18 protein-coding genes and 1 tRNA gene are annotated in these 20691 nt (G+C 63.6%); 14 read left to right on the forward strand and 5 right to left on the reverse strand.

The window, feature by feature from the left end; translation table 11 throughout:
• Positions 1 to 308: 308 nt before the first annotated feature.
• Positions 309 to 2033 carry a reverse transcriptase family protein gene (locus BUS42_RS00905; protein WP_254053228.1) on the forward strand — a complete coding sequence of 575 codons (1725 nt, stop codon included), beginning with the start codon at positions 309 to 311 and terminating at the stop codon, positions 2031 to 2033.
• A 251-nt stretch (positions 2034 to 2284) separates the two neighbouring features.
• Positions 2285 to 3643, forward strand: a complete 1359-nt coding sequence (locus tag BUS42_RS00910; RefSeq protein ID WP_074304566.1) for a serine hydrolase domain-containing protein — start codon at positions 2285 to 2287, stop codon at positions 3641 to 3643.
• 263 nt (positions 3644 to 3906) lie between these two features.
• On the opposite strand, the gene BUS42_RS00915 is transcribed toward BUS42_RS00910, so the two are convergent.
• Complete coding sequence (locus tag BUS42_RS00915) at positions 3907 to 4728, reverse strand: DUF1559 family PulG-like putative transporter (protein ID WP_074304567.1); 822 nt, start codon at positions 4726 to 4728, stop codon at positions 3907 to 3909.
• A 693-nt stretch (positions 4729 to 5421) separates the two neighbouring features.
• Between BUS42_RS00915 and BUS42_RS00925 the strand changes: the two genes are divergently transcribed.
• From BUS42_RS00925 to BUS42_RS00935, 4 genes are all read left to right on the forward strand, one after another.
• Positions 5422 to 6435, forward strand: coding sequence for a Gfo/Idh/MocA family protein (locus tag BUS42_RS00925; RefSeq protein ID WP_074304569.1), 1014 nt, complete (start codon positions 5422 to 5424; stop codon positions 6433 to 6435).
• Positions 6436 to 6524: 89 nt separating this feature from the next.
• Positions 6525 to 6953: a hypothetical protein gene (locus tag BUS42_RS00930; RefSeq protein ID WP_143206195.1), complete on the forward strand. Its 429-nt coding sequence runs from the start codon at positions 6525 to 6527 to the stop codon at positions 6951 to 6953.
• Positions 6954 to 6960: 7 nt separating this feature from the next.
• On the forward strand, positions 6961 to 7110 hold the full coding sequence (locus tag BUS42_RS43430; protein WP_159452147.1) for a hypothetical protein: 150 nt from the start codon (positions 6961 to 6963) through the stop codon (positions 7108 to 7110).
• A 196-nt stretch (positions 7111 to 7306) separates the two neighbouring features.
• Entirely contained in the window at positions 7307 to 7918 is a 612-nt protein-coding gene (locus BUS42_RS00935; RefSeq protein ID WP_254053229.1) for a hypothetical protein, read from the forward strand.
• Here BUS42_RS00935 and BUS42_RS00940 read toward each other — a convergent pair.
• From BUS42_RS00940 to BUS42_RS42430, 4 genes are all read right to left on the reverse strand, one after another.
• Positions 7879 to 9108, reverse strand: coding sequence for a DUF1444 domain-containing protein (locus BUS42_RS00940; RefSeq protein ID WP_254053230.1), 1230 nt, complete (start codon positions 9106 to 9108; stop codon positions 7879 to 7881). The two genes, BUS42_RS00935 and BUS42_RS00940, sit on opposite strands and share 40 nt — an antisense overlap.
• Before the next feature lie 221 nt (positions 9109 to 9329).
• On the reverse strand, positions 9330 to 10025 hold the full coding sequence (locus BUS42_RS00945) for an ABC transporter ATP-binding protein (RefSeq protein WP_074304572.1): 696 nt from the start codon (positions 10023 to 10025) through the stop codon (positions 9330 to 9332).
• Positions 10026 to 10179: 154 nt separating this feature from the next.
• Positions 10180 to 10743 (reverse strand): hypothetical protein, encoded by a 564-nt coding sequence (locus BUS42_RS00950; RefSeq protein WP_143206196.1) that lies wholly within the window; start codon positions 10741 to 10743, stop codon positions 10180 to 10182.
• A gap of 136 nt (positions 10744 to 10879) precedes the next feature.
• Positions 10880 to 11263, reverse strand: coding sequence for a hypothetical protein (locus BUS42_RS42430; RefSeq protein WP_143206197.1), 384 nt, complete (start codon positions 11261 to 11263; stop codon positions 10880 to 10882).
• Positions 11264 to 12016: 753 nt separating this feature from the next.
• Between BUS42_RS42430 and BUS42_RS00965 the strand changes: the two genes are divergently transcribed.
• The 8 genes from BUS42_RS00965 to BUS42_RS01005 all read left to right on the forward strand — a co-directional run bounded on the left by BUS42_RS00965 (position 12017) and on the right by BUS42_RS01005 (position 20678).
• Positions 12017 to 12916 carry a DMT family transporter gene (locus tag BUS42_RS00965; protein WP_074304576.1) on the forward strand — a complete coding sequence of 300 codons (900 nt, stop codon included), beginning with the start codon at positions 12017 to 12019 and terminating at the stop codon, positions 12914 to 12916.
• A 112-nt stretch (positions 12917 to 13028) separates the two neighbouring features.
• Entirely contained in the window at positions 13029 to 13610 is a 582-nt protein-coding gene (locus BUS42_RS00970; RefSeq protein WP_074304577.1) for a LysM peptidoglycan-binding domain-containing protein, read from the forward strand.
• A gap of 251 nt (positions 13611 to 13861) precedes the next feature.
• Positions 13862 to 13934 (forward strand) — tRNA-Val (locus BUS42_RS00975).
• Positions 13935 to 14053: 119 nt separating this feature from the next.
• Positions 14054 to 15370 carry a site-specific integrase gene (gene xerC / locus BUS42_RS00980; protein ID WP_074304578.1) on the forward strand — a complete coding sequence of 439 codons (1317 nt, stop codon included), beginning with the start codon at positions 14054 to 14056 and terminating at the stop codon, positions 15368 to 15370.
• 269 nt (positions 15371 to 15639) lie between these two features.
• The gene (locus tag BUS42_RS42435) at positions 15640 to 16377 is read left to right on the forward strand and encodes a hypothetical protein (protein ID WP_143206198.1); all 738 of its coding nucleotides are present in this window, start codon (positions 15640 to 15642) and stop codon (positions 16375 to 16377) included.
• A gap of 1298 nt (positions 16378 to 17675) precedes the next feature.
• Positions 17676 to 18278, forward strand: a complete 603-nt coding sequence (locus BUS42_RS00990; protein WP_074304580.1) for a toprim domain-containing protein — start codon at positions 17676 to 17678, stop codon at positions 18276 to 18278.
• Positions 18271 to 20286 (forward strand): hypothetical protein, encoded by a 2016-nt coding sequence (locus tag BUS42_RS01000; protein ID WP_143206199.1) that lies wholly within the window; start codon positions 18271 to 18273, stop codon positions 20284 to 20286. Before BUS42_RS00990 ends, BUS42_RS01000 begins: the two co-directional genes overlap by 8 nt.
• A complete protein-coding gene (locus BUS42_RS01005; protein ID WP_074304583.1) occupies positions 20283 to 20678 on the forward strand; it encodes a TubC N-terminal docking domain-related protein in 396 nt (131 codons plus the stop codon). The genes BUS42_RS01000 and BUS42_RS01005 overlap by 4 nt, the downstream gene beginning before the upstream one ends.
• Positions 20679 to 20691 lie beyond the last annotated feature (13 nt).

The raw sequence follows: 20691 nt of genomic DNA on the forward strand, positions 1-20691 counted from the left end.
TACTCTGCCACTTTTTTTGTTGACATCCTGGGGCTCGCTCGGCAAAGTGGCCTCCAGGACGAGGCGGGCCGGGGCCCGAGACCAGCTTGCTGCGGCGTTCCGCCGCGGTCGACTTTGCCCCCGAGACTGCTTCCCCAAGAGTGTTGTTCTTTTGGCCCGGGGCGGTAGCCGTACGCCGGGCTGAGTCAACCGTTGTTCCCGGCGTACGGCTACCGCCCCGGGCCTCGGTGAACACCCTTGGTCGTCGCTTCGAAGTCGGGCAACGGCCCGTCCCCGTCCTTCCTACCCTGAATCCCTCGGCCGGCGACATGAATCTTTTCCATCGCCTCCTCCGGTTCCTCTTCGGTTCCGGGACCCCCACCCGATCCGAGGAACGTCCACGTTCCGCTCCCGTCCCTGCCTCGGTGCCTCCGACCACGTCGGACCGACTCGCAACGACGGTGCCCCGCGCCGAGGCGTTCGGAAAAACAGCTGAGACACCTCCTTCCGCATCCGCGGCCCCGCTGCCCGAAGCCGCGGCTGATCCCTACTTCGCCGCCACCACCGACGCCGCGCCGAAGAGCAATGGCAAGGGAAATGGCAAGACGTCGCTCGGTCTCGAGGCCAGCGCCTATCTGCCGATCAGCCGCCAGGAGATCAAGAAGGCCGCCAAGGGGATCGATCGGTTCGGCAACCCCTGGTTTGGCCGACGCGACCTGATCCCGCCGGCCGACGACCCCCGAACCCATCTGATCGACCGCGCGATGGTGACTCAGGGCTTGCTCTCCCCCGAGCAACTCCAGGAAATCCACGACGTCGGCGCCCGGATGGATCAGGTCAAGCCGTCGCTGGCCGCGATCGACCACCAGGCGGCCCTGGATGGCGTGGCGGCCGTCGCGGCCGACCGCGAGGCCCGCGCGCTCTTGAAGGCTCGAAAAAAGGCCGAGGCCGCCCAGCGCAAGCAACAGCGCATCGACGAGGTCGCTCATCGCCGGGCGACGGACATCGTCTTCCTCGGCCGCGGGGTCAGCGCAGGCTTGGGCGACCGCCAGAGCGACCTCGACGCCTTGACCCAGGCCGGCCTGCCCTTGCTGAGTTCACCCGCCGATCTGGCCGCGGCCCTCGGCTTACCGATCTCGAAACTCCGCTGGCTCGCGTTTCACACCGAGGCGGCGACACGAACCCACTATGTCCAGTTCACCGTGCCGAAGAAGAGCGGCGGCCTGCGAACGCTCTCCGCACCGCATCGGACCCTGGCCGTAGCGCAACGCTGGATTTTCCAGGAAATCGTGGCCAAGCTACCGGTCGATCCCGCCGCGCACGGGTTCGTCGCCGGTCGGAGCATCGTCAGCAACGCCTCAGCCCACTGCAACCGCGCCATTGTCGTGAACATGGACCTCGAGGGGTTCTTCCCGAGCATCGGTTTTCCGCGCGTCCGCCGCGTCTTCCGGAGGCTCGGCTACTCGCCGGCCGTCGCCACGATTCTCGCCCTCCTGACCACCGAATGCCCCCGCCGCCCGGTCGTCTACGACGGGGCCACCTACCACGTGGCCACCGGCCCCCGCGGGCTCCCGCAAGGGGCCTGCACCAGCCCCGGCCTCTCCAACCAGGTGGCGATCCGGCTCGACCGCCGGCTCGGTGGCCTGGCCCGCAAGTTCGACCTCTCCTACACACGCTACGCCGACGACCTCACGCTCTCGGGCGACGCCACGCTCGAAGCCCGAGTCGGCTACCTGATGGCCAGGCTCCGGCACATCGCCAGCGAGGAAGGCTTCGCCGTCAATGAGGCGAAGAGCCGAGTCCTCCGCCAAGGGACCGCGCAAACGGTCACGGGCCTGGTGGTCAACGACCGCCCCGGCGTCCGCCGCGCCGAGGTCCGTCGGCTCAGGGCGATCCTCCACCGGGCGAAGTCCGAAGGACTGGCGAGCCAGAACCACGCCGGCCACCCCGACTTCCTCGCCTGGCTCCATGGCAAGATCGCCTTCGTCGCCATGGCCCGGCCCGAGGCTGGAGCCGCGCTTCGAGCCGAACTGGATGCCCTACTCACCCCCTAAGCAGGTGGACGTGGTCTTCCATGATATTAAATAATGTGCAAACCCTGGGTGCCACGGGTTGTACTCAACCCGTGAGCCAAAAACCTGGGCAATCGCTCACGGGTTGAGTACAATTCGTGGCACCCAGTGGGCTTTGTATCCCCGCGCTCACCCATCAGTCAATCAAAGAGAAACGAGACCAACGGTTTAGGACCGGCCGGTCGGGGAATCGCCCTGGCGGCTCGTTTCCCGCATGACCGGAGGATATCTCCATGCGAGCACCGCACTCTGTCCCGCGGCCCGTCATCACAATGACCACGGGCCTCCTCGCGCTGATCGCATCGACGGCTCTGGCTCGTGAACCGGAACAAGCCAAGGTGGCGAAGCCCCTCGTCGTCGTCGCCACCGGGATCGCCGACGCACGGTTGGAAAGCTTCGACCGCCTGATGACCGAGTTCCTGACCGAGAACAAGCTACCAGGCGCCGCGCTGGCCGTGGCGCGAAACGGTCGTCTCGTCTATGCCCGCGGCTTCGGCCTCAGCGACGTCGAGGCAAACACGCCGGTTCAACCCGACTCGCTCTTCCGGATCGCCAGCATCTCGAAACCGATCACCGCGGCCGCCATCATGCAACTCGTCGAGCGTGGCAGGCTCAAGCTCGACGCCCCCCTCGTCGACCTCCTCGAAGTCCGGCACGAGGGGAAGCCGGTGCCGCCGGGCGACCCTCGCCTGAAGGACGTCACGGTCCGCCACTTGCTCCAGCATCGTGGAGGCTGGGACCGTGACCTGTCATTCGACCCGATGTTCCGCTCGGTGAAATTCGCCAGGGAGTTGGGCGTCAAACCTCCCGCCACTTCACGACAGGTCATCACGGCCATGTGGTCGCGCCCACTCGACTTCGCCCCGGGCGAGCGTTACAGCTACTGCAACTACGGCTATTGCCTGCTCGGGCGAATCATCGAAAAAGTCTCGGGGATGCCCTACGAGGCCTACGTCCGCACGGAAATCCTCAAGCCGCTCGCCATCGATTCCATGCGGATCGGCAAGACCCTGCTCGAAGATCGGGCCCCCGGCGAGGTGCGGTACTTCATGGGCGCCAACGGCCGAAAGAAGCAGGGGCCGGCAGTCCTCGGCCCCACGCTCGGCGAACCGATCGCGATGCCCTACGGCGGCTGGTATCTCGAAGCGATGGATGCCCACGGCGCCTGGCTCGCCTCGGCCCCCGACCTGGTCCGGTTCGCCTCCGCCTTCGATGCTCCCCGGTTCGGCACGATCCTCAATGAGTCCAGCATTCAAACCCTGTTCACCCGCCCCGAGGGACGCGCCGGACACAAAGCCGACGGTAGCCCGACGGCCGTCTACTACGCCTGTGGCTGGGACGTGCGAGTCAACCAGCCAGGGGGTGGAAAGAACACCTGGCACGGCGGCTATCTCGACGGCGCCACCAGTATCCTGGTCCGCCGCCACGACGGCCTGACCTGGGCCGTTCTCTTCAACTCCGACACCGGGTCCAACGGCAAGAGCGCGGCCGTCACGATCGACCCCTTGGTCCACCAGGCCGCCAATGCCGTCAAAGACTGGCCGGATAAAGATCTCTTCTCCAGCAAGACCACTTCGCGAATGCAGGAGTGACTTGATGTCGCCTCTCCGCTCGAGCCCGAGTGGCTGACGGAGGATCGTGCGCTCGAGAGCCACCAAGGCGAGAAGGACCCTTTCGTCGCCTTGGCGAAACGATTCGATACCGACTCGAAAGATCCTCTTGCAGGACGCACGGACGGCAGTCCGGGGGAGGGGGGGCGATTGCGGATTTGTTCCATGCTTGGCCTCGAGAAGACCTCCCCCAAGGATGACTTACCGAGTGGTCCGAAATCTGGGAGCCACAAAAGTTCTCGCGACTAACGGTCCCACCCGGCGGGCACCGTCTCGCCCCCCGCGATCGTCGCCAACGCCTCGAACACCCTGGGGTCGATCGACTCACCGAGAAACCGGACGGACCCGTCGGCGAAGGCGACATTCAGCCCGCCCCGGTGCGTCCCGCCAAACTGGCGGCCCCGGCCGATGTAGGGCTGACGGTCCGGATCGAGGCCGCGTACCGTTGCCTGGCCGCCCGCCGTCCAGGGGCCGTTGGCGGACGCCGTCTCGGCCAGCATCAGGGTTGTGGAGACTCCATCCCTGATGTCCGCGACCCTGGTGCGGCGGTCGTGCCCGAAAACCCCGGCGCGGGGGTGGCCGACTCGGAGCTCGGGCGTATCGCGGCCGACCCCGGCGACGCCGACGTACCAAGTCCAGCCGGGCATGTGTTCGTCCGCCGCCCCGGCCGCCGCAGGGCAGGTCAGGAGCGGCAATCTGCCGACGGGCACGGGCTTTTCCGCGACGCCGTGCCCTCGGGTGGGCCGGTTCGTGACCGCGTCCCACGGCTCGGACTGGTCCAGGAGCCAGAACCATTGGTCGAGAAAGCCCCAGACGAGGACCAGCCAGCTCAGCCGCCGCCCCGGCGGCAGTCGGTCGTTGGCGATCGTTCCGGCCGGGAAGGAGTCGCACTCAGTCGAGTAATTCATCAAGCTCAGCCCGAGCTGGCGCAGGTTTCCCTGGCATCTGTTCCGCTGGGCGGCCTCGGACGATCGTTGCAGGAAGGCAGTCACCGCCGCCACGGTGGCGAACAGGGCCACCGCGATTATCATCGGCCTGACCGTGAACCGCAGGCGGAGGAGCCTCATAAGCCGAGACCTCTGTAAAGTGTGCCTATACCACAACACAGCCGAGCCAGTGGTCCTGCTCTGACTCCGATAAGACGGCTGAAGACAACGACCGCATTCGCACTCCTTTTTTACGTTTCAGGTAGGCCTGAACCGGCTCATACACGGCAATCGCAAACTCTTCCGCCGAATGAAACCTCTCAAGCTCGAGGAGAACCGGAAACTCCCCGCCCTGGGCGGGATCATGCTTCATCTTACGTAAAACACTCGTCTTCCCGATCCGCCGCTCGGCGTGCATGAGTCTACAGAGCCGGTCCAGTTGATCCCAATCCCCGCAATGAGCCAGTCCCGGCAGTAAATATTGCCTGGATCAACAACCCCGCCTAGGTTAGCCTTCATGACGATCTCCTCAAACCGTTGCCAGCATTGGACACTAACATTGACGTACGTCAAACTCGACGCACGTCAATTCTGTCGTAACTCGAGAGACCAGGAGGGGTCATCCTCTGGACTCAACCGGGCATGAGCGGAAATGCCGCGAACCGATGGAAACTCTCCGCTTACCGAACGTTGGCGGAACAACTCACCCAACTCCTTGCCCGGGTAGGTCCTGGCGTCGCAGAGGGTCGAACTCGGCGAGACGCCCGCATCCACTTTCGATAAAATCAGCGAAACTGATTTCGCGCCCCCTGAATCTCCGAAAGGCCAACGAAGATGTCGCAACTTGGATTTGGGATCGTCGGTCCGGGTTTCATTGCGGGCGTCATTGCCGATGCGATCGCCGAATCGGCCAACGCCAGGTTGACCGCGGTGTCGAGCCGCCGAATCGAGAACGCGCGGCAATTCACGGCCGGTCGGCAAGGGGTTGAGGCGGTTCAGGGAGCCGACAGCCTGCTGGCCCGTCCCGATGTCGACGCAGTCTACATCGCCACCCCCACGGTCGCCAAAGAAGAGATCGCGCTCGCGGCGATCGCGGCGGGAAAGCATGTTCTGGTCGACAAGCCGTTCGTGGACCACGCCTCCGTCCTGCGGATGACCAAGGCCGCCGCCGCCAAGGGCGTGCTGTTCATGGACGCGACGCATTTCGTCCACCATCCCCGCACCGCGGCCTTCCAAGCGGCCATCGCGGTGAAGATCGGCACGCCCCGTTCCCTCCATACGGCCTTCTACTTCCCATTCTCGGACCGCAGCAATATTCGCTTCGACCCGACGCAGGAGCCGATGACCGCGCTGGGGGACATGGCGTGGTACTCGATGCGGGCGGTGGTTGAGTATCTCCGGCCCGAGGGACGAATCACGCAGGCCGTCGTCGCCCCCGAACGCGAATCCAACGCGATCGTTCGTGCTTCGGGGCTGATCGCCTTCGAGGGCGGCCAGGTCTCAACCTTCGACGTCGGCTATACCGCGGGCACAATCCTCATGGATTTGCAACTCCTGGGAACGACCGGTGTCCTCGAGATGGACGACTTCGTCCTGGACTGGGAGAGTAGCTCCGCGTTCAAGGATTCGGGCAACCCGTCCGGGTACTCCCACCGGACCGGGATGGCGACTCGCAAGGACGTGACGTTCATCCCGACGCCCTCGAAGTCCTCCCAGGAGGCGGCCATGATCGACGACTTCGCTGAGTTGGCGGCTTCCGGCACTGCCGCCCAGCGGGCCGCTTATGCTGAGGCCACGCTCAAGACGCAGGAATACCTCGACGCGCTCTGGGCCGCGGCGGGTTCATGAGCAGTGGCCACGCGGGACATCCTGGCAGGTATCAAAATCATTAAATGATTTTGGCTCGGGAACGAACGCACTTGCGGAGGACCGACTCGATGATCCCAGCCAACCCGACGATTCCCCGCACCGACCTGACGCTTCCACGAATCCTGGCCCTGATCCTGTTCAATCTCGCCGCTTTCATGGGACTCCCGACGGCCGCCGTGGCGTTAGTGTCTCTCTTTTCCGGTAACTGGCGTGTCGTGCTGCTGACGGCACTGGTCTGGCCGATCGTCGGGATGGTGGTATGGCTCGGGAGGATGATTTGGTCGGGCCGTTCGATCCCGACCTGGTTCAGCTGTGCGGTGGGTGGCTTGATCTCTGCTGGCCCTGCCGTTGGGCTCCTGATCCACGGCGAATGGATGGGGGCCATGGGGTCGCTCGCCTTGTTCTGTCCGTTTATGCTCATGTTCTGGCCAAGGATCGGTGTCAACGACACGAAACCTGTTAAAACGCCGAAGGCGTTCGACGACGAATTTTTTTGAGGGCGGCATGAGCCACAGCGCCGATTTTACTGAGGTTGGAGCGTCCCAATCCCGCCCGTCGCAGGTCCGCTGGTACATCCTCCACGTGCTCTGGTCACTCGGCTGGCTGATTTGGCTCTCCGTCGGGGTTGTCTCGTTCGGGCACGCTCTCGGCTGAAAGCCGTGTCAATGCTTATCGTGGGCGATACTGCAGCACTGAATTAAAAAGCGGCATATCCACACGTAATTGTGAGCGATCCAACATGTCCAACAAGGGTATACCACTTTCCCACGTGATGAAATTCACGGCGCTCATCGCGCTGGATCTCACGATCGTGCGATCCATCCCCTTCATCCTCCAGTCTCCCCCTTTCTTGTTCGCGCTGGTGTTGCTCGACATCGTGCTTGTCCAGTCCGTTATCCTCGGCCGCCCCCTGCGTGCTTTCCACTACACCTTCCTGGTTGTCGGTCTCGTGGCGTCGATGGCGCTCACAGTGCTCGCCTTTATGCCCACGACGAGCGGCAAGACGGGTTCGTTGCAGATCCTGGGAACACTGATCCGGTGGTACGAATCCATCGCTGGGAACTTGTCGTGGAATCACCCCATTTACCAATACCTCGAGAGCGCCGAGCGCTGCGCAACGAGCACACTCGGCCTTCTCATGGCCTGGGCGGCCGGTCTGCTGGTCGCGCGCCTGGTGGATCGCTGGGCATCGCAACCTGGCAGTCGCATTCGGTATTTCGGGTCGTTTTTCCAAGGAGCTTTGATTGGCTTGGCCGTCTTCACTCCGATCGGGCTCGCAATCGGTTCCTGGGCTGAAAAGTCAAACGCGCCCCAGGCTTTCATCCGCATTATCCACGGGTCGTGCCTGGCATTGGTTCCACTTCTCGGCGGTTGCGCAGCGAACTACCTGAACCACTGGCGAAGTCCCGACGAATCAGCCATTCAAGGGGTGCCTGATCCGTCGGAAATCTCGGCGAGTTGAGCGTCGGTCGGGAAGTCCTCGACGCGATAGCGCTCGGGGTAAGTCCCCAGCGCGGTCATCAAGTGGCCGGCCACCTGGGTCACCCGGTCCCAATCACCGCTCGCGACGACCTCGCCGTTCCGCGGTCCGCCGGGGCGAAAGAAGAAGACGCGGTCCGTCTCGGGCAGAAGTGTGGAAACTCCCTCAGCCCAGACGGAGTAGCTCATCGCCTCGCCGGTTCGCGGGTGCTCCATGGCGCTGAAGCCCGCCAGAAAGGCGTCGTCGCCGGTCTTGCGGTAGAGCTCGTTCAACAGGCTCGCCTGCTCGGAGTAATCGCGAGCCAGCGACTTGATCCGGAGCCGCCGGAACGACCCCGCGCTGGGATGGTCGGGTTCGGGGACGAAGGGAACCCAATCGTCGTCCCGCAAACAGAGCGGATAACCATGGAGCGGCCTCGGTTTCTTCAAGGTCTCCTCGGCCAGACTCGCCAGGGCCGCCAATCCCTCATCGTCGCCCGAGCCGGTCACCAACAAAGTGTCTCGATTCGGGATCATCGCGATGAGGTCGCCAGCGACCTCGTCGCGATCGATCAGGTCGGCGAGCACCAAGAGCCTTGAAGCGTCGTAGTGGTCGCCCCAGGGGGAGGCCATGACCCCTGGCGCGGGGGTCCGCCAACGGTGCCGGCTGATTTCGCGAAGGTTGCCGCACGCGACTTCGAAGGCCTCGTCGAAGTCGGTCTCCCACGCATCAAGGTGCCGACCCTGGACCAGGATCATCGACTGGGGAAGGTCGTAGACCAGGCCGCCCGCGTAATGCTCACCGACCACCCGGTGGGGCAGACTGAACGGAGACGAGCCGGCGATCATCGCCTCGAGCCGGCCCGACTCATGAAACATCCGAGGACGAATCGTGGGCAGGAGGTCGGGGCCAAGATCCTCGTAGAGTTCGGGAATCTCCTTGTAGCGATCGAACCAGCTCCGCACGAACGCGTGCAGGATGACCGGCCTGTGCCCGCGCGAGGCCGCGCGATACTCACCGTAGAGATTCCCAAGGTTCATGACGTTGGAGGACTCACCCGCCGAAACAAGCCGGAATTCGCGTGCGTCGATGTGGATCGGGTTCGTTTCCCCGGCCCGCCGGATCGCGTCGGCCAGCCGCCGCGCGAACCTCGCCTCGCTGGGCGGACCGAAGAATCGATCAAGTATTCGCAAAGCAACGCTCCGGTACACCGGCCTTAGGTTCTCCTCCGGCTCCATTTCACCGGCTCCCCCCGCACATAGCCAGAGCTTCCGGCCGACTTGGCACAACTTGAGACGGCCGACGGAGTGTTGTGAGGTTGAAGCCGAGTGGGTCGGTCAAGGAGGCTTTCAGACGCGTCTGACCCAGACTTCCCGACAATCCCACGATACCCAACCAAAACGAGGAAACCACGCTAATTTCCGGTCTCGAGGTCCGACTCGACCCGGCCGTCGCGGATCCGGACGATGCGATGACAACGCGCGGCGACCTCAGGCTCGTGGGTGACGATGACGATGGTCTGCCCCTCGCGATGGAGGTCGGCGAAAAGGTTGAGGATCTCTTCTCCGGTTTGCGTATCGAGGTTGCCGGTCGGCTCATCCGCCAAAAGCAAGGCCGGGCGCTGAACCAGGGCACGTGCGATCGCCACCCGCTGCCGCTGCCCCCCCGACATCTGATTGGGCCGATGCCCCATCCGGTCGGCCAGCCCGACGCGTCGCAGCGCCTCGGTCGCGCGGCCCCGGCGGTTCGGCCCCCCCGAGTAGGTCAAGGGAAGCTCGACGTTCCGCAAGGCCGTCTGCCGCGGCAAGAGCTCGAACGTCTGAAACACGAAGCCGATCTGCCCCCCGCGCACCCGCGCCAGCTCCGACTGCGAAAGCCTCGCCACGTCGCGACCGTCCAGCCAGTACCGCCCCGCGCTCGGCACATCAAGACAGCCGAGAATGTTCATTAGAGTCGACTTCCCCGACCCGGACGGCCCCATGATCGCGACCAGCTCATTGGTCCCGATCGCCAGGTCAACCCCCTGGAGTGCGCGAACGATCTCGCTCCCCATCGGATATTCCTTGGTGATCCCCTCCAGCGTGATGAGCTCGCCAGGCCGGTCGGGCATCTTGGCCGTTCCCTTCTTTTTGTCGTCCCGAAGTGAGCGAACGAACCAACGAGTGTACCAGTGCCGGCCCCCGGAGCCTATGCGTGGCCCATTCGCTTTGCTCGTTGGTCCTGTCGTTGTCGCGGCGTTTCGTCGGTCTTCAAGCCAGACCTCATCAGCCTTTCACCGTCCGCACGGGCATAAACTCGCGGCGGGGTCCGAAGTCGTCTTCATCCCATTCGCCGCCGATCCGATCGAGGTAGCCGTCGCCCAGGACGAAGTCTTCGAGGAACCCGCGGAATGAGTCGGCCAGCCGGATCACCTTGTACAGGCGGTCCAGTTCGTACACCGCGGATTCGCTCCGGGTCGGGTCGGTGACCTCTCGCGGGTCCCAGCCGAAGAACGAGACGTCGGAGTAGCCGAAAACGTGCAGCCGCAACGCGCGGTCCATGTCGTTGGAATACCGCTCCAGGTCGGCGGGCGTCTGGGTCTCCCGATATTCCCTGTTGAGCGTCTCGATGCGCGGGTGCTCGGGATAGCCGGGGGAGGCGATGTTGAACTCACCGCACAGTCGGCCCGGCCCAGCGGCGAGCAGGAACCCGCGGTAGCTCTGGGGGAGCCTGAACTCGGTCTTCGCCTCGTAGGCGTCGAAGTCCATAGGCTTCGGCTTGGGGAGCGTCTTCGAGCCTGGCTCGATGCGCCACTCGAGGGTCCGGGCGAATTCATCCCAGTCTTCCATCGTCGTCTCCATTGGTTAGGGGATCGCCACCGACAACGGCAGGTCCCTCAATCGAATATGAGGCGAGATCATTGATACAGATCACAGGAATTTTATCAAAAACGTACGATAGATGTCATGAGCACAATCCCTTAGGTCAGGTCCGGGTCGAATCCTGGTTGCGCGCCCGCGCCGTCAACGTGTCGGCCAGATCGAACTTGAGGGACGCCGCCCTCAGCGCCGGCACGGCGGCCGACGCCGCCGGCCCGATCCGTGCCAGGACCTGGGCGGCCTTGCCGATGATCTGCCGGTTGTGATTCCCCAGCGTCTCGATCAGGACCGGGACGGCGGGCGTCGCCTCCGCCCCGTAGTTCATGAGTATGAGGAGCTTGTCGGTGAGCCACCCCTCGGCATCGTAAGTGAGTCGGCTCCCCGGCGGCGAACTCCCGCCGGAGGAAGGCGGCGACGATTGGAACGATGCGGGCGGCGGCGATGCGACCGCTCGCCAGGCCTTCGGCGGCCCACATCCGCCGGTCTTCATCGGGGTCGTCCAACATCCGGAGCAGCGCCGGCACGTCGTCCGGCCTGGTCCCCCAATCCTCGGAGTCGTCGACCCGATCCGCCGTCTCCTTGTCCATCGCGCGTCCCTCCTTATTATCGAACGTCGCCCGGCCGCACGGGCTCGAAGTCGTAGTCTTCAGGGATGACATAGGCGTTCGACGCCCTCCAATAGGAATGACACTTTTGGATTCCCTCGTTGTCCCATGCGGATTTTGCGCCGCGGAAGTCCGTTATTGAAGGGACGCCTTGTTTGCCGCCACCAGAGCGGCGATCACCGACCTTCCCTCCCCGGTCATACGGTCGCGATGCATCCGGGGGATCTGCTTGATCCGTCCCTGGCCGCTGAGAATGACTAACCGTCGGGTCACCCGTACGGCCCATTCGCTTTGCACGATGGTCCTGTCGTGCCCCTCGTCGGGGAGCCAGTCCTCGCGGCTTGCGCTTGCTTCGTCTGCGGGGTCTTGAGATTCTGCATCTCGTCCAAGGCGAGGGTGTTTCTTCGATCGAAGTCAGAGAACCACCACGGGGCTCCAGTCCTGATCGATATCACCGCGCTCATGAATCTGAATGCCGTGCTGGGTGACTTTCTCCGCTCCCGCCTGGATTGTCCTGCGTGTTTGAGATTGTCGCTCTGCCCTTTCCCGATTCGCGTTCCGCGGGCAGAATAGACAATCTCCGACTCACCCGTCTCGAGAAAAGAGCGGGGTTCCCCCGCGACCGCTTTGGATTCTCGATGACCGACAGCGACAGGGCCGTTCGTCCCGCTCTCTGGATGCTCCAAGGCGCCCTGGCTTTCGCTGCGATGGGGGCGATCACCTCGTCGCTTCGGACCCGCTGCGACTGGCTTGTGATCGCTCTGGTCCGGGTCGTCTTCATGTTCACGACTACCCTGGTCTTGGCCCGCGCCTCGGGGGTCCGGCTCGTTTTCATCCGCCCTCGGACGCTCTGGCTTCGGAGCCTGGCGGGAAGCTTCAGCCTCGTCTGCAACTTCTTCGCGATGACCCGGCTCCCACTGGGCGACGTGCTGACCCTGACCAACTCCTACCCGCTCTGGATCGTCTTGATGTCGGCCCTCGTGCTGCGTCAGATCCCGACCACGGCCGAGTCCCTGGGCGTCGTCAGCGGCCTGATCGGCGTCGTCCTGATCCAGCGTCCCCAACTCGCCGGCGATCAGTTCGCCTCGCTGGTCGCGCTGGCCGCCTCAGTCGCCAGCGCCCTGGCCATGCTCGGCCTGCACCGGCTCAAGGGGGTCGACCCCCGCGCCATCGTGGCCCACTTCTCCGGGGTGGCCAGCCTGATCGCCGGGACCTGGCTCGCCGTGCGCTGGGACCACGGAACGATCCACTTGAGCCGGCCCGACTCGATGACGCTGCTGATGCTCTTGGGGGTGGGAGTCAGCGGGACGATTGGTCAGTTCTTCCTCACCAAAGCCTACGCCGCTGGCGCCCCCGCGAGGGTCTCGGTGATCAGCCTGATCCAGGTCCCGTTCGGGATGCTCTTCGACCTGGTGATCTGGGGACGCTCGATGACCCCGCTCGGCTACCTCGGCTTCTGCCTCGTCCTGGCCCCCACCGCCTGGCTGACCGGCCGGGCCGACGAGAGCCGCGGCGAAGGCATCGCCCCGATCGAATAACGGCCGAGTCGCGGCGATTCAGCCAGTCCCGAAAAAAAAATCCCGGAGTCATTCAAGTCCGGCCGCCCAATCGCCGATAACGAGCGATACCACACCGTGAAAGACACCATTGATGCCGGCCGAGGCCCCGAATCTCATGAACCAGCACGTGGGAGCCAGCTTCACCCTGAGCGTCCTGGTCGTCGTCTTCTTCGCAGTCATCCTCTACGAACCCGACCACGCCCGCCCCGTCTCTCCCCCCGGCTCCACGTCCGAGCCCGTCGAAGCAACCCAAGCCCCACCACCCACCCCTGGCGTCCCACTCATCGAGTCCGCCGCCACCGCCGAGCCGCCCGCCTCCTCCATCACCACCCGCCCCCTCGAAGCCGTCGCCTTGATCGAGCCCGAGCGCATTGCCCCGCCCAAGCTGACGACCCCACCGTCTCGTCCTCGACCTCGAGTCGCCCCCCCCGCGCAACCCCCTGCCGCGTCCGACCCTCCGGCCGTAATCCAGGTCGTCTCGCGACGCCAATCGCCCCCTCCCGGCCGCCACTCCGCCTTCACCCAAGTCGGCGAAGGCGAATCGCTGACTGATGTCGCTCTCCGAGTCTACGGCACCTCCGAAGCCAGCACCGCCCTCTGGCGTGCCAACCGCGACATCATCGCCCACCGCGAAACCCCTCTCAATCCCGGCCTCCTCCTGCGAACCCCCTGAACCCGACCACAAGAAAGAGCCGTACCCGCTTGGATCCTCTGAAGTTCAATCCCTGACTCGCCCTACGACGCTCCTCAATCCCGACCGAAACCGGCCGACTTCTGTTCGCATGCCCTCAGCTGACCCATAAACCCGGTGATGCTCACGTCCGAACCTTCCCAATCGTCCAAAAACGGTCTTGCCCCCGCCTCGGTAATGAGTTAGGATTTTCCCTGTTCGCTCCTCGGAGACTTCCGAGATCGAATTAGCCCGGGCGGCTAACTCAGTGGTTAGAGTGCCATCCTCACACGGTGGAAGTCGCTGGTTCGAATCCAGCGCCGCCCATTTACTTAAGTCCCGCCGAACGCAAGACTTAGCGTACCTGCCCGCGTTGGGCAGTGCGGCCTGAACCTTGGTGCCAAAACGGTAAATACCGTTTTGCGTCTCCTAGGGAAGGAGTCCGCATGCCCCGCCTCACGCAGAAACTCCCCTCCTATCGCCACCATCGGGCCAGTGGCCAGGCCGTAGTCGTCCTCAGCGGGAAGGCCTTCTATCTCGGCGCTCACGGGACCAAGACGAGCAAGGCCGAATACGATCGGCTGATCGCTGAGTGGCTGGCGCACGGCCGCCGCCTGTCGACCTCCATGGAGGCCCCAACCGACCTGACGGTCAACGAGTTGCTGCTGGCCTACTGGACCCATGCCGAGGCCCATTACACTCGAGACGGCACACCGACCCGCCACCTGGCCAACATCAGAGACGCGATTCGGCCCTTGCGGGCCCTGTACGGCCACACGCGGGCCGCCGACTTCGGGGCCTCGGCGTTCAAGACCGTCCGCAAGGCGATGATCGACGCGGGCCTCTGCCGCAACACGATCAACGGCCGCCTCGGCAAAATCCGGTCGATGCTCCGATGGGCGACCGAGGAACGGCTGGTCCCGGCCGACGTGCTCCACGAGCTGGCCTCGGTCAAGGCCTTGAAGCGCGGGCGCGACGGGGTGCGAGAGACGGAGTTGGTCGGGCCGGTCCCCGACGAGCGCGTGGCCGCAGTCCTGCCCTGCGTCTCGACCCCCATCCGCGCCATGATCGAGTTGCAGCGATTAACGGGCATGCGCCCGGGCGAGGCCACTGCGATGAGGGGAGCTGACCTCGACCGCTCTGGCGATGTCTGGGTCTACTCGCCGGAGCGGCACAAGTCCGATCACCTCGGCAAAGCCCGTCCAATCTTCATCGGTCCCCGCGCGCAGGACATTCTGAGGGCGTGGCTTGTTGCGGATCCCTCCGCCTACCTGTTCAGGCCCGTCGTGGCGGTCGAGGCCCGAAACACGTCACGCAGAGCCGCCCGCAAGACCCCCATGACGCCGAGCCAGAACGCGAGAAAACCCAAGCGGAACCCGAAGCGGCCCCCTCGCCAGCGATACGACAAAAACTCCTACAGCCAGGCCGTCGCCCGGGGATGCCAGCTGGCCTTCCCGCACCCGGAAGAATCGAGACGCAGGGCCGAGGCGAAGGACAAGGGGTTGTCCAAGGATCAACGCCGCAAGCTCTGGGAAGAGTTGAAGGCATGGCGAATCGAGCATCGCGCCGATCTGGCTGATTGGCATCGGGAGCACCGCTGGCACCCGAATCAGCTGCGACACAGCGCCGCCACGGCGATCCGGCAGCGGTTCGGCCTGGAGGCCGCTCAAACAGTCCTGGGGCACGCGCGAGCCGACATCACCCAAGTCTACGCCGAGCGAGACATGGCCAGAGCGGCGAGCGTGATGGCCGAGATCGGATGATTCATGCGATCGACTGGGATCAGGACGGTGCTCCACAAGGTGGACTTGCCCCACTGGCAACCCCACCAGTTCCGCCAGCTTGCGGCGAGCCGACTATGCCCTCTCCGTCATAAGCCAGATCGGCCGAGTTTTACACGGCCGTCCATTAGGGTACAGTAGTGCAGACGGGACGACCGGAGTAGCTACCGGTCGAAAGGCCGGGCGGACGCGTCGACACCCCTACGTCGGCGCGCGAGCCCGGCCTGGCCCGCGATGGGTAGGGGGTTGTCATGCGCGACTTACTCGCTGTGTTCTCGGGGACCCGACTCGAGGAATTCGATTTCCAAGCGCCCACACACTTCTGGGATCTCCACGATCCAGTGGCCGTCGACGATCTACAGGCCGAAGACAACGATGAAGATCGTCGACTTCTTACAGGTGTCCGCTTTGAGGACGAGCATGAGGATCCTATTAGGTATTTTGCCCTTATTAGGCTGAAATGCAAAAAGTATATCCTCATAGGAAGCATGCATTTTGACCAGAAACGACCTGATCGGGAAAACAAGCATGTGAGGCGTGTCGAGATCCCGAAGGCAACCGCGCGGCAGCTTCTCCTGAAATGCCAACGCCCCCTTGATCGGTCGGGGAAATACGACCTGCCCGAGGATCTCCAGCAACCAATTGCGGCGAAGCCGGTAGAAGATGCCATCGAGATTGCTGAAGCAGTGCGGCCGACAAGTAGGCCTGCTTGTCGGCCGATCGACCAGCCTTGTCGGCAGGAGATCGAAAGGGAGGACGCACTGATACAAGAGTTCCCATGCAGCCAGAGTCAGTTGGCAACTTTCCTCGGACGTGGAAATCGTGGCGGCATCATAGACACGTTTGTTCGTGATGGGCTTATCTATCCATATCGCAAGGAAGGCAAAAAATTCTGGGTCGCTCTGAGGGATCCGATTAACCATCAGCGTGCATTGGTTAAGTTCTCTCCAAAGCCGAGAAATCCGACTCGCAAGAAGCCAAAAGTGTAGCAATTCGTGGCAGATCGTGGAAATTCGTGGCAGATCGTGGAGAATACTGCTTCATAGTTTGATACTTTCTTTGTTTCGTCTAACAATCCTTGTGGACAGCGAAAAAGCTCGCCATCACCCACAAGGATTGCCCTATGACTGCTGCCCCTCCTGAGCTTCGGCGTACAACGACCCAACTCGCTAAAGACGAAGCATGTCACCCCGCGACAATCCACCGCTGGATCCATCGTGGCATACGAATTCAGGATCAGGCCGGCCCCGGCGATCGAGTCTACTTGAGGGCAGTTCGTAGGGGGGGCCGATGGTACGTGAGCGACTCGGACTGGGCCGCATTCATCGCGAGACTGAACGCGCCGCACGAAGTCGCGACCGACTCAACGCGCAGCCCATCCGCCCGAAGCAAGGCGGCCGCCGCCGCTGATCGCGAGCTCACGCGCCTCGGCATCTGATCCCCATTCCGCGCATGAGATCGCCCGGGAGAGTTTAGCCTCCCGGGCGATCCAGTGATTCCACATCATCCATCCGGAGATATGCCCGCCGTGCTACCGGCAGCGTATCGCACCCCGCAACCCCAAGAGGAGCACATGGCCAACTCTCATTCTACCGACCTGTCCAGATCGCGTCCAGATCCGCGAATCGCAAGTGTCGAAGAGTCAATCGATGCTCTCAGGAGGGCTATTCGGCGAGGTTGCCTCGACGAAGCACGCGCCTGGGCCGCGTCCCTGGCTCGCCGCGGTGTCATTGTGTCCCCCGTTCGTGAGGTGACGGAGGTACGGGCCAATGCCCTATAACTTCCACCCGCGCCGATCTAATGAAGGATCTCTGATCAATATTGCCTTGCTGACTCAGCTTTGGGGTGAGCGCCCGTTTATCGTCAGGCAGTCTCTTCTCTCTGGGATACTGCCCTCAGTGAGGGTATCAGGCGGTTACATGGTCGACGTCCAAGAGGCGATTCCCACCTCATCATCAAGGAGGTGGCGTCAATGAGTCATGATCTAACGGCCTCATGGACGCGCGTCGGACGAGATCGCCCTTGCTTGGTCTGCGGCAGGGTCGACTGGTGCCTCAGAGCATCGGATGACGGAGCGTCGATCTGTGCTCGTGTTGCTGCAGGAGCGACTCGACAGGTCACCGCCGCCGGTTGGCTGCATCACCACCGACAGATCGAGGCTTGGCCTCGGTCTGCGTGGCTCTCGGTCAAGGTGTCCTTGGCCAAACCACGATCCGATCTGGAGTCTTTGGCATCGGAATTCCGGGAGGCAGTCGATCCTGGCCATCTAGCAGGTGTTGCTTCAAGGTTGGGGCTATCGGCCAGCAGCCTGAAACGGCTCGGGATCGGCTGGTGCAAGCAGAGCAGTGCCTGGGCGTTTCCGATGACCGACGTGACGGGAAGTGTGCGGGGGATCCGGCTCCGAACGTGGAAGGGAAAGAAATTTGCAATCCGGGGAGGTCGTGAGGGTCTGTTCATCCCCTCAGGTCTGGAGTCCGATGGCACGCTCCTGATCGCCGAGGGCCCGACCGACACGGCGGCGCTACTCGACCTCGGCTTCTCGGCGATCGGCCGGCCCTCCTGCCATGGTGGCTCGGATTTGCTTGTTGACCTGGTCAGGCGATACCGGCCGGATGAAGTGGTGATTGTCTCCGACAACGATAAGCCAGGACCGGATGGGAGTCGGCCCGGGCAGGATGGTGCATTGGCACTGGCGATGCGCCTGGTGTCCTACGTGGCTCGCCTTCGGCTAATCACGCCCCCTTATCAGGTGAAGGACGCACGTGCGTGGCTACGCTCAAACGCCACGCACGAGTCGGTCCTCCAGGTTATCGATGTCGCGGAGCGTTTCCGCGTCCGAGCACATGCCTTCTCGATCCCCCGACGAACCGAAGGGGGGACGCATGGATGACATCCAACTCGAGCTCACTGCTATCCCGTCAGAACGCAAAGGGTGCTTCGTCGTCACCGCGAAGATTGGCAATGAAACCATCCACGTCGACCAGATCGAGATCATCAAGTCTCAGGAACGGGATCGATTTGTCGTCGATCTCGCCAAACTGCGGCCCGGCCTTGAGGAATCCGGAGCGGCCGATCGACTTGCTCAATTGGCTGGTGAGCTGGCGGTCGCCCGCGCGAGCCAGCCGGAGCCGGAGACCCAGGCCAGGGCGCTCCTCCGGCTGGCGGAGGGAGCGGAACTGTTCCACACCGCCGATGGGCGCACGTATGCGTCGGTTCCGGTCGATAGCCACCGAGAAGTCCACCTCATCCGTTCGACATCGTTTCGCAGATGGCTTGTCCGCGCCTTTTATGAGGAGCGTGAGAGCCCACCGTCGACAGAGGCCATGCAATCAACCCTCGGCGTCCTCGAGGCCAAAGCCCAATTCGATGGGCCCACCCAGGCTGTATGGGTGCGAGTGGCGAACATCCCAAATCCGGCCGATCCCGATGACCCGTCGTATTTCCTCGACTTGGGGGACGAGGCATGGAGGGCGGTCAAGATCTCTCGCTCCGGTTGGGAACTGGTGAATGACCCACCGGTGCGGTTCCGACGCCCGAAAGGGATGATGTCGCTGCCGGAGCCGGTCAGGGCCGGGTCGCTCGACGAACTGAGAGCATTTACTAACCTCGCATCTGACCACGACTGGTACTTATTTGTTGCATGCCTTTCCGCCGCGCTCAGGCCTCACGGACCGTACCCGATCGTCGCGGTCAACGGCGAGCAAGGCTCGGCAAAATCGACCTTCACACGGGTCGCAAGGAAACTCATCGACCCGAACGCGACGCTCCTCCGCTGCGAGCCCAAAGAGGTCCGCGACTTAATGATCGCGGCGACAAATGCGTGGATCGTCACGCTTGACAATCTATCGAGCCTGCATGTCTGGCTGGCTGATTCGCTCTGTCGCCTCGCGACAGGTGGCGGGTTCGCGACGAGAGTCCTGTACGAGGACGCCGAGGAGATGCTCTTCGACGCCATGAGGCCGGTGCTGCTTAACGGCATTGAAGACGTCGCGACCCGCCCCGACCTGCTCGATCGCAGCGTCGTCCTCTCACTTCCGACCATTCCCGAGGAGAAAAGACGTGAGGAAGGACCGTTCTGGCGAGCTTTCGACGAGGCGCACCCAAGAATCCTTGGCGCCCTGCTCGATGCCGTGGTGGGCGGGCTCAGGCGGCTTCCTTCCGTGGAACTCAAGAAACTACCCCGAATGGCTGATTTTGCTCGTTGGGGTGAGGCCGTGGGGCGAGGACTCGGCTGGACGGATGGCGCCTTCTTGGCGGCCTACGAAGTCAACAGATCATCGGCGAACGACCAAGCCCTGGAGGCGTCCCCCGTCGCACCGGCGGTCATCGCCCTGATGGAGCGGACGCCGCATCTCGAGACAACTGCCGGCGAACTCCTCCAGGAGTTGGCCGAGATCGCGGGGGAGCGGGTCGCCAAGGCCAAGGACTGGCCCTCATCCGCGCGCGGTCTCTCCGGGGCGATCCGCAGAGTGATGCCCGTGCTCCGGAGGGCCGGTATCGATGTCTCTTTCCGGTCCGAGAAGGGGGGAAAGAGACGCCGACTCATCCTCCTGGAGCGGACATCAGAGAAGTCAGGGATCGCACCGTCCCAACCGTCTCCACCGTCCCAGGCATGCGAGGATTCAAACGGAACTCTCCTATGGGGCAACGATTTACATCCAGGACTGGATGGAGACGGTCGCGGGGACGGTTACCCTTTGCCGGAGACGGTCGACCGTCTCAACGCAACGAATCGTGCCACCCAACCGTCTCCAAGCCAGAATCCCCTCAACTCTTTAGCTCTGTTTGAGTTAGATCCTATCACTGCAAGTCCAGGAGACGGTCGAGACGGTTGGGACGGTCGTCTTCCAAATTTTTCTCCTACCCCCAGTAGTGACCGGGTGGAGGAACTCCTATGACCTCCGCTGCCACGACCTTGGCTGAAGCGCGACGTCGGGGAGTAAATCTCGCCGAGAGCGCAGGCCGCCTGGCCGTCGACTCACCGCGCGAAGCGTTCACTCCCGATCTGCGCGAGGCGCTGATCGCCCACAAGGTCGAGATCCTGGGCCTACTCAAGTCGGAGGCCACGTCTCCCGCGGAGCACTCGACCTCGTCGCTTGGCGCCACCCACTCCTGGCCGCCCCGGCCCAAACAGTTGGCCTCATGGTCCCTCGAGAAGCGGGAACTCTGGGGCCGCCGAGCCAATCAACTCGAAGACGAGGGTCTCGATTGGCGGGCGGCCGAGCAGCAAGCCTACTGCGAAGTGGCCGAAGCTCACGGCGAGCCGCAACCTCTGGAGACCCGACGATGAGTCAGCAAGCAGG

The organism is Singulisphaera sp. GP187, assembly GCF_900129635.1.
Taxonomy (GTDB): Bacteria; Planctomycetota; Planctomycetia; order Isosphaerales; family Isosphaeraceae; genus Singulisphaera.

Bases quoted from the DNA above. Each gene is read 5' to 3' on its own strand.
- xerC (WP_074304578.1), top strand. From the start codon at position 14,054: ATGCCCCGCCTCACGCAGAAACTCCCCTCCTATCGCCACCATCGGGCC.
- BUS42_RS00950 (WP_143206196.1), bottom strand. From the start codon at position 10,743: ATGGAAGACTGGGATGAATTCGCCCGGACCCTCGAGTGGCGCATCGAG.
- BUS42_RS42435 (WP_143206198.1), top strand. From the start codon at position 15,640: ATGCGCGACTTACTCGCTGTGTTCTCGGGGACCCGACTCGAGGAATTC.
- BUS42_RS00905 (WP_254053228.1), top strand. From the start codon at position 309: ATGAATCTTTTCCATCGCCTCCTCCGGTTCCTCTTCGGTTCCGGGACC.
- BUS42_RS01000 (WP_143206199.1), top strand. From the start codon at position 18,271: ATGGATGACATCCAACTCGAGCTCACTGCTATCCCGTCAGAACGCAAA.
- BUS42_RS00945 (WP_074304572.1), bottom strand. From the start codon at position 10,025: ATGCCCGACCGGCCTGGCGAGCTCATCACGCTGGAGGGGATCACCAAG.
- BUS42_RS00910 (WP_074304566.1), top strand. From the start codon at position 2,285: ATGCGAGCACCGCACTCTGTCCCGCGGCCCGTCATCACAATGACCACG.
- BUS42_RS00970 (WP_074304577.1), top strand. From the start codon at position 13,029: ATGCCGGCCGAGGCCCCGAATCTCATGAACCAGCACGTGGGAGCCAGC.
- BUS42_RS00965 (WP_074304576.1), top strand. From the start codon at position 12,017: ATGACCGACAGCGACAGGGCCGTTCGTCCCGCTCTCTGGATGCTCCAA.
- BUS42_RS42430 (WP_143206197.1), bottom strand. From the start codon at position 11,263: ATGAAGACCGGCGGATGTGGGCCGCCGAAGGCCTGGCGAGCGGTCGCA.
- BUS42_RS00925 (WP_074304569.1), top strand. From the start codon at position 5,422: ATGTCGCAACTTGGATTTGGGATCGTCGGTCCGGGTTTCATTGCGGGC.
- BUS42_RS00915 (WP_074304567.1), bottom strand. From the start codon at position 4,728: ATGAGGCTCCTCCGCCTGCGGTTCACGGTCAGGCCGATGATAATCGCG.
- BUS42_RS43430 (WP_159452147.1), top strand. From the start codon at position 6,961: ATGAGCCACAGCGCCGATTTTACTGAGGTTGGAGCGTCCCAATCCCGC.
- BUS42_RS01005 (WP_074304583.1), top strand. From the start codon at position 20,283: ATGACCTCCGCTGCCACGACCTTGGCTGAAGCGCGACGTCGGGGAGTA.
- BUS42_RS00930 (WP_143206195.1), top strand. From the start codon at position 6,525: ATGATCCCAGCCAACCCGACGATTCCCCGCACCGACCTGACGCTTCCA.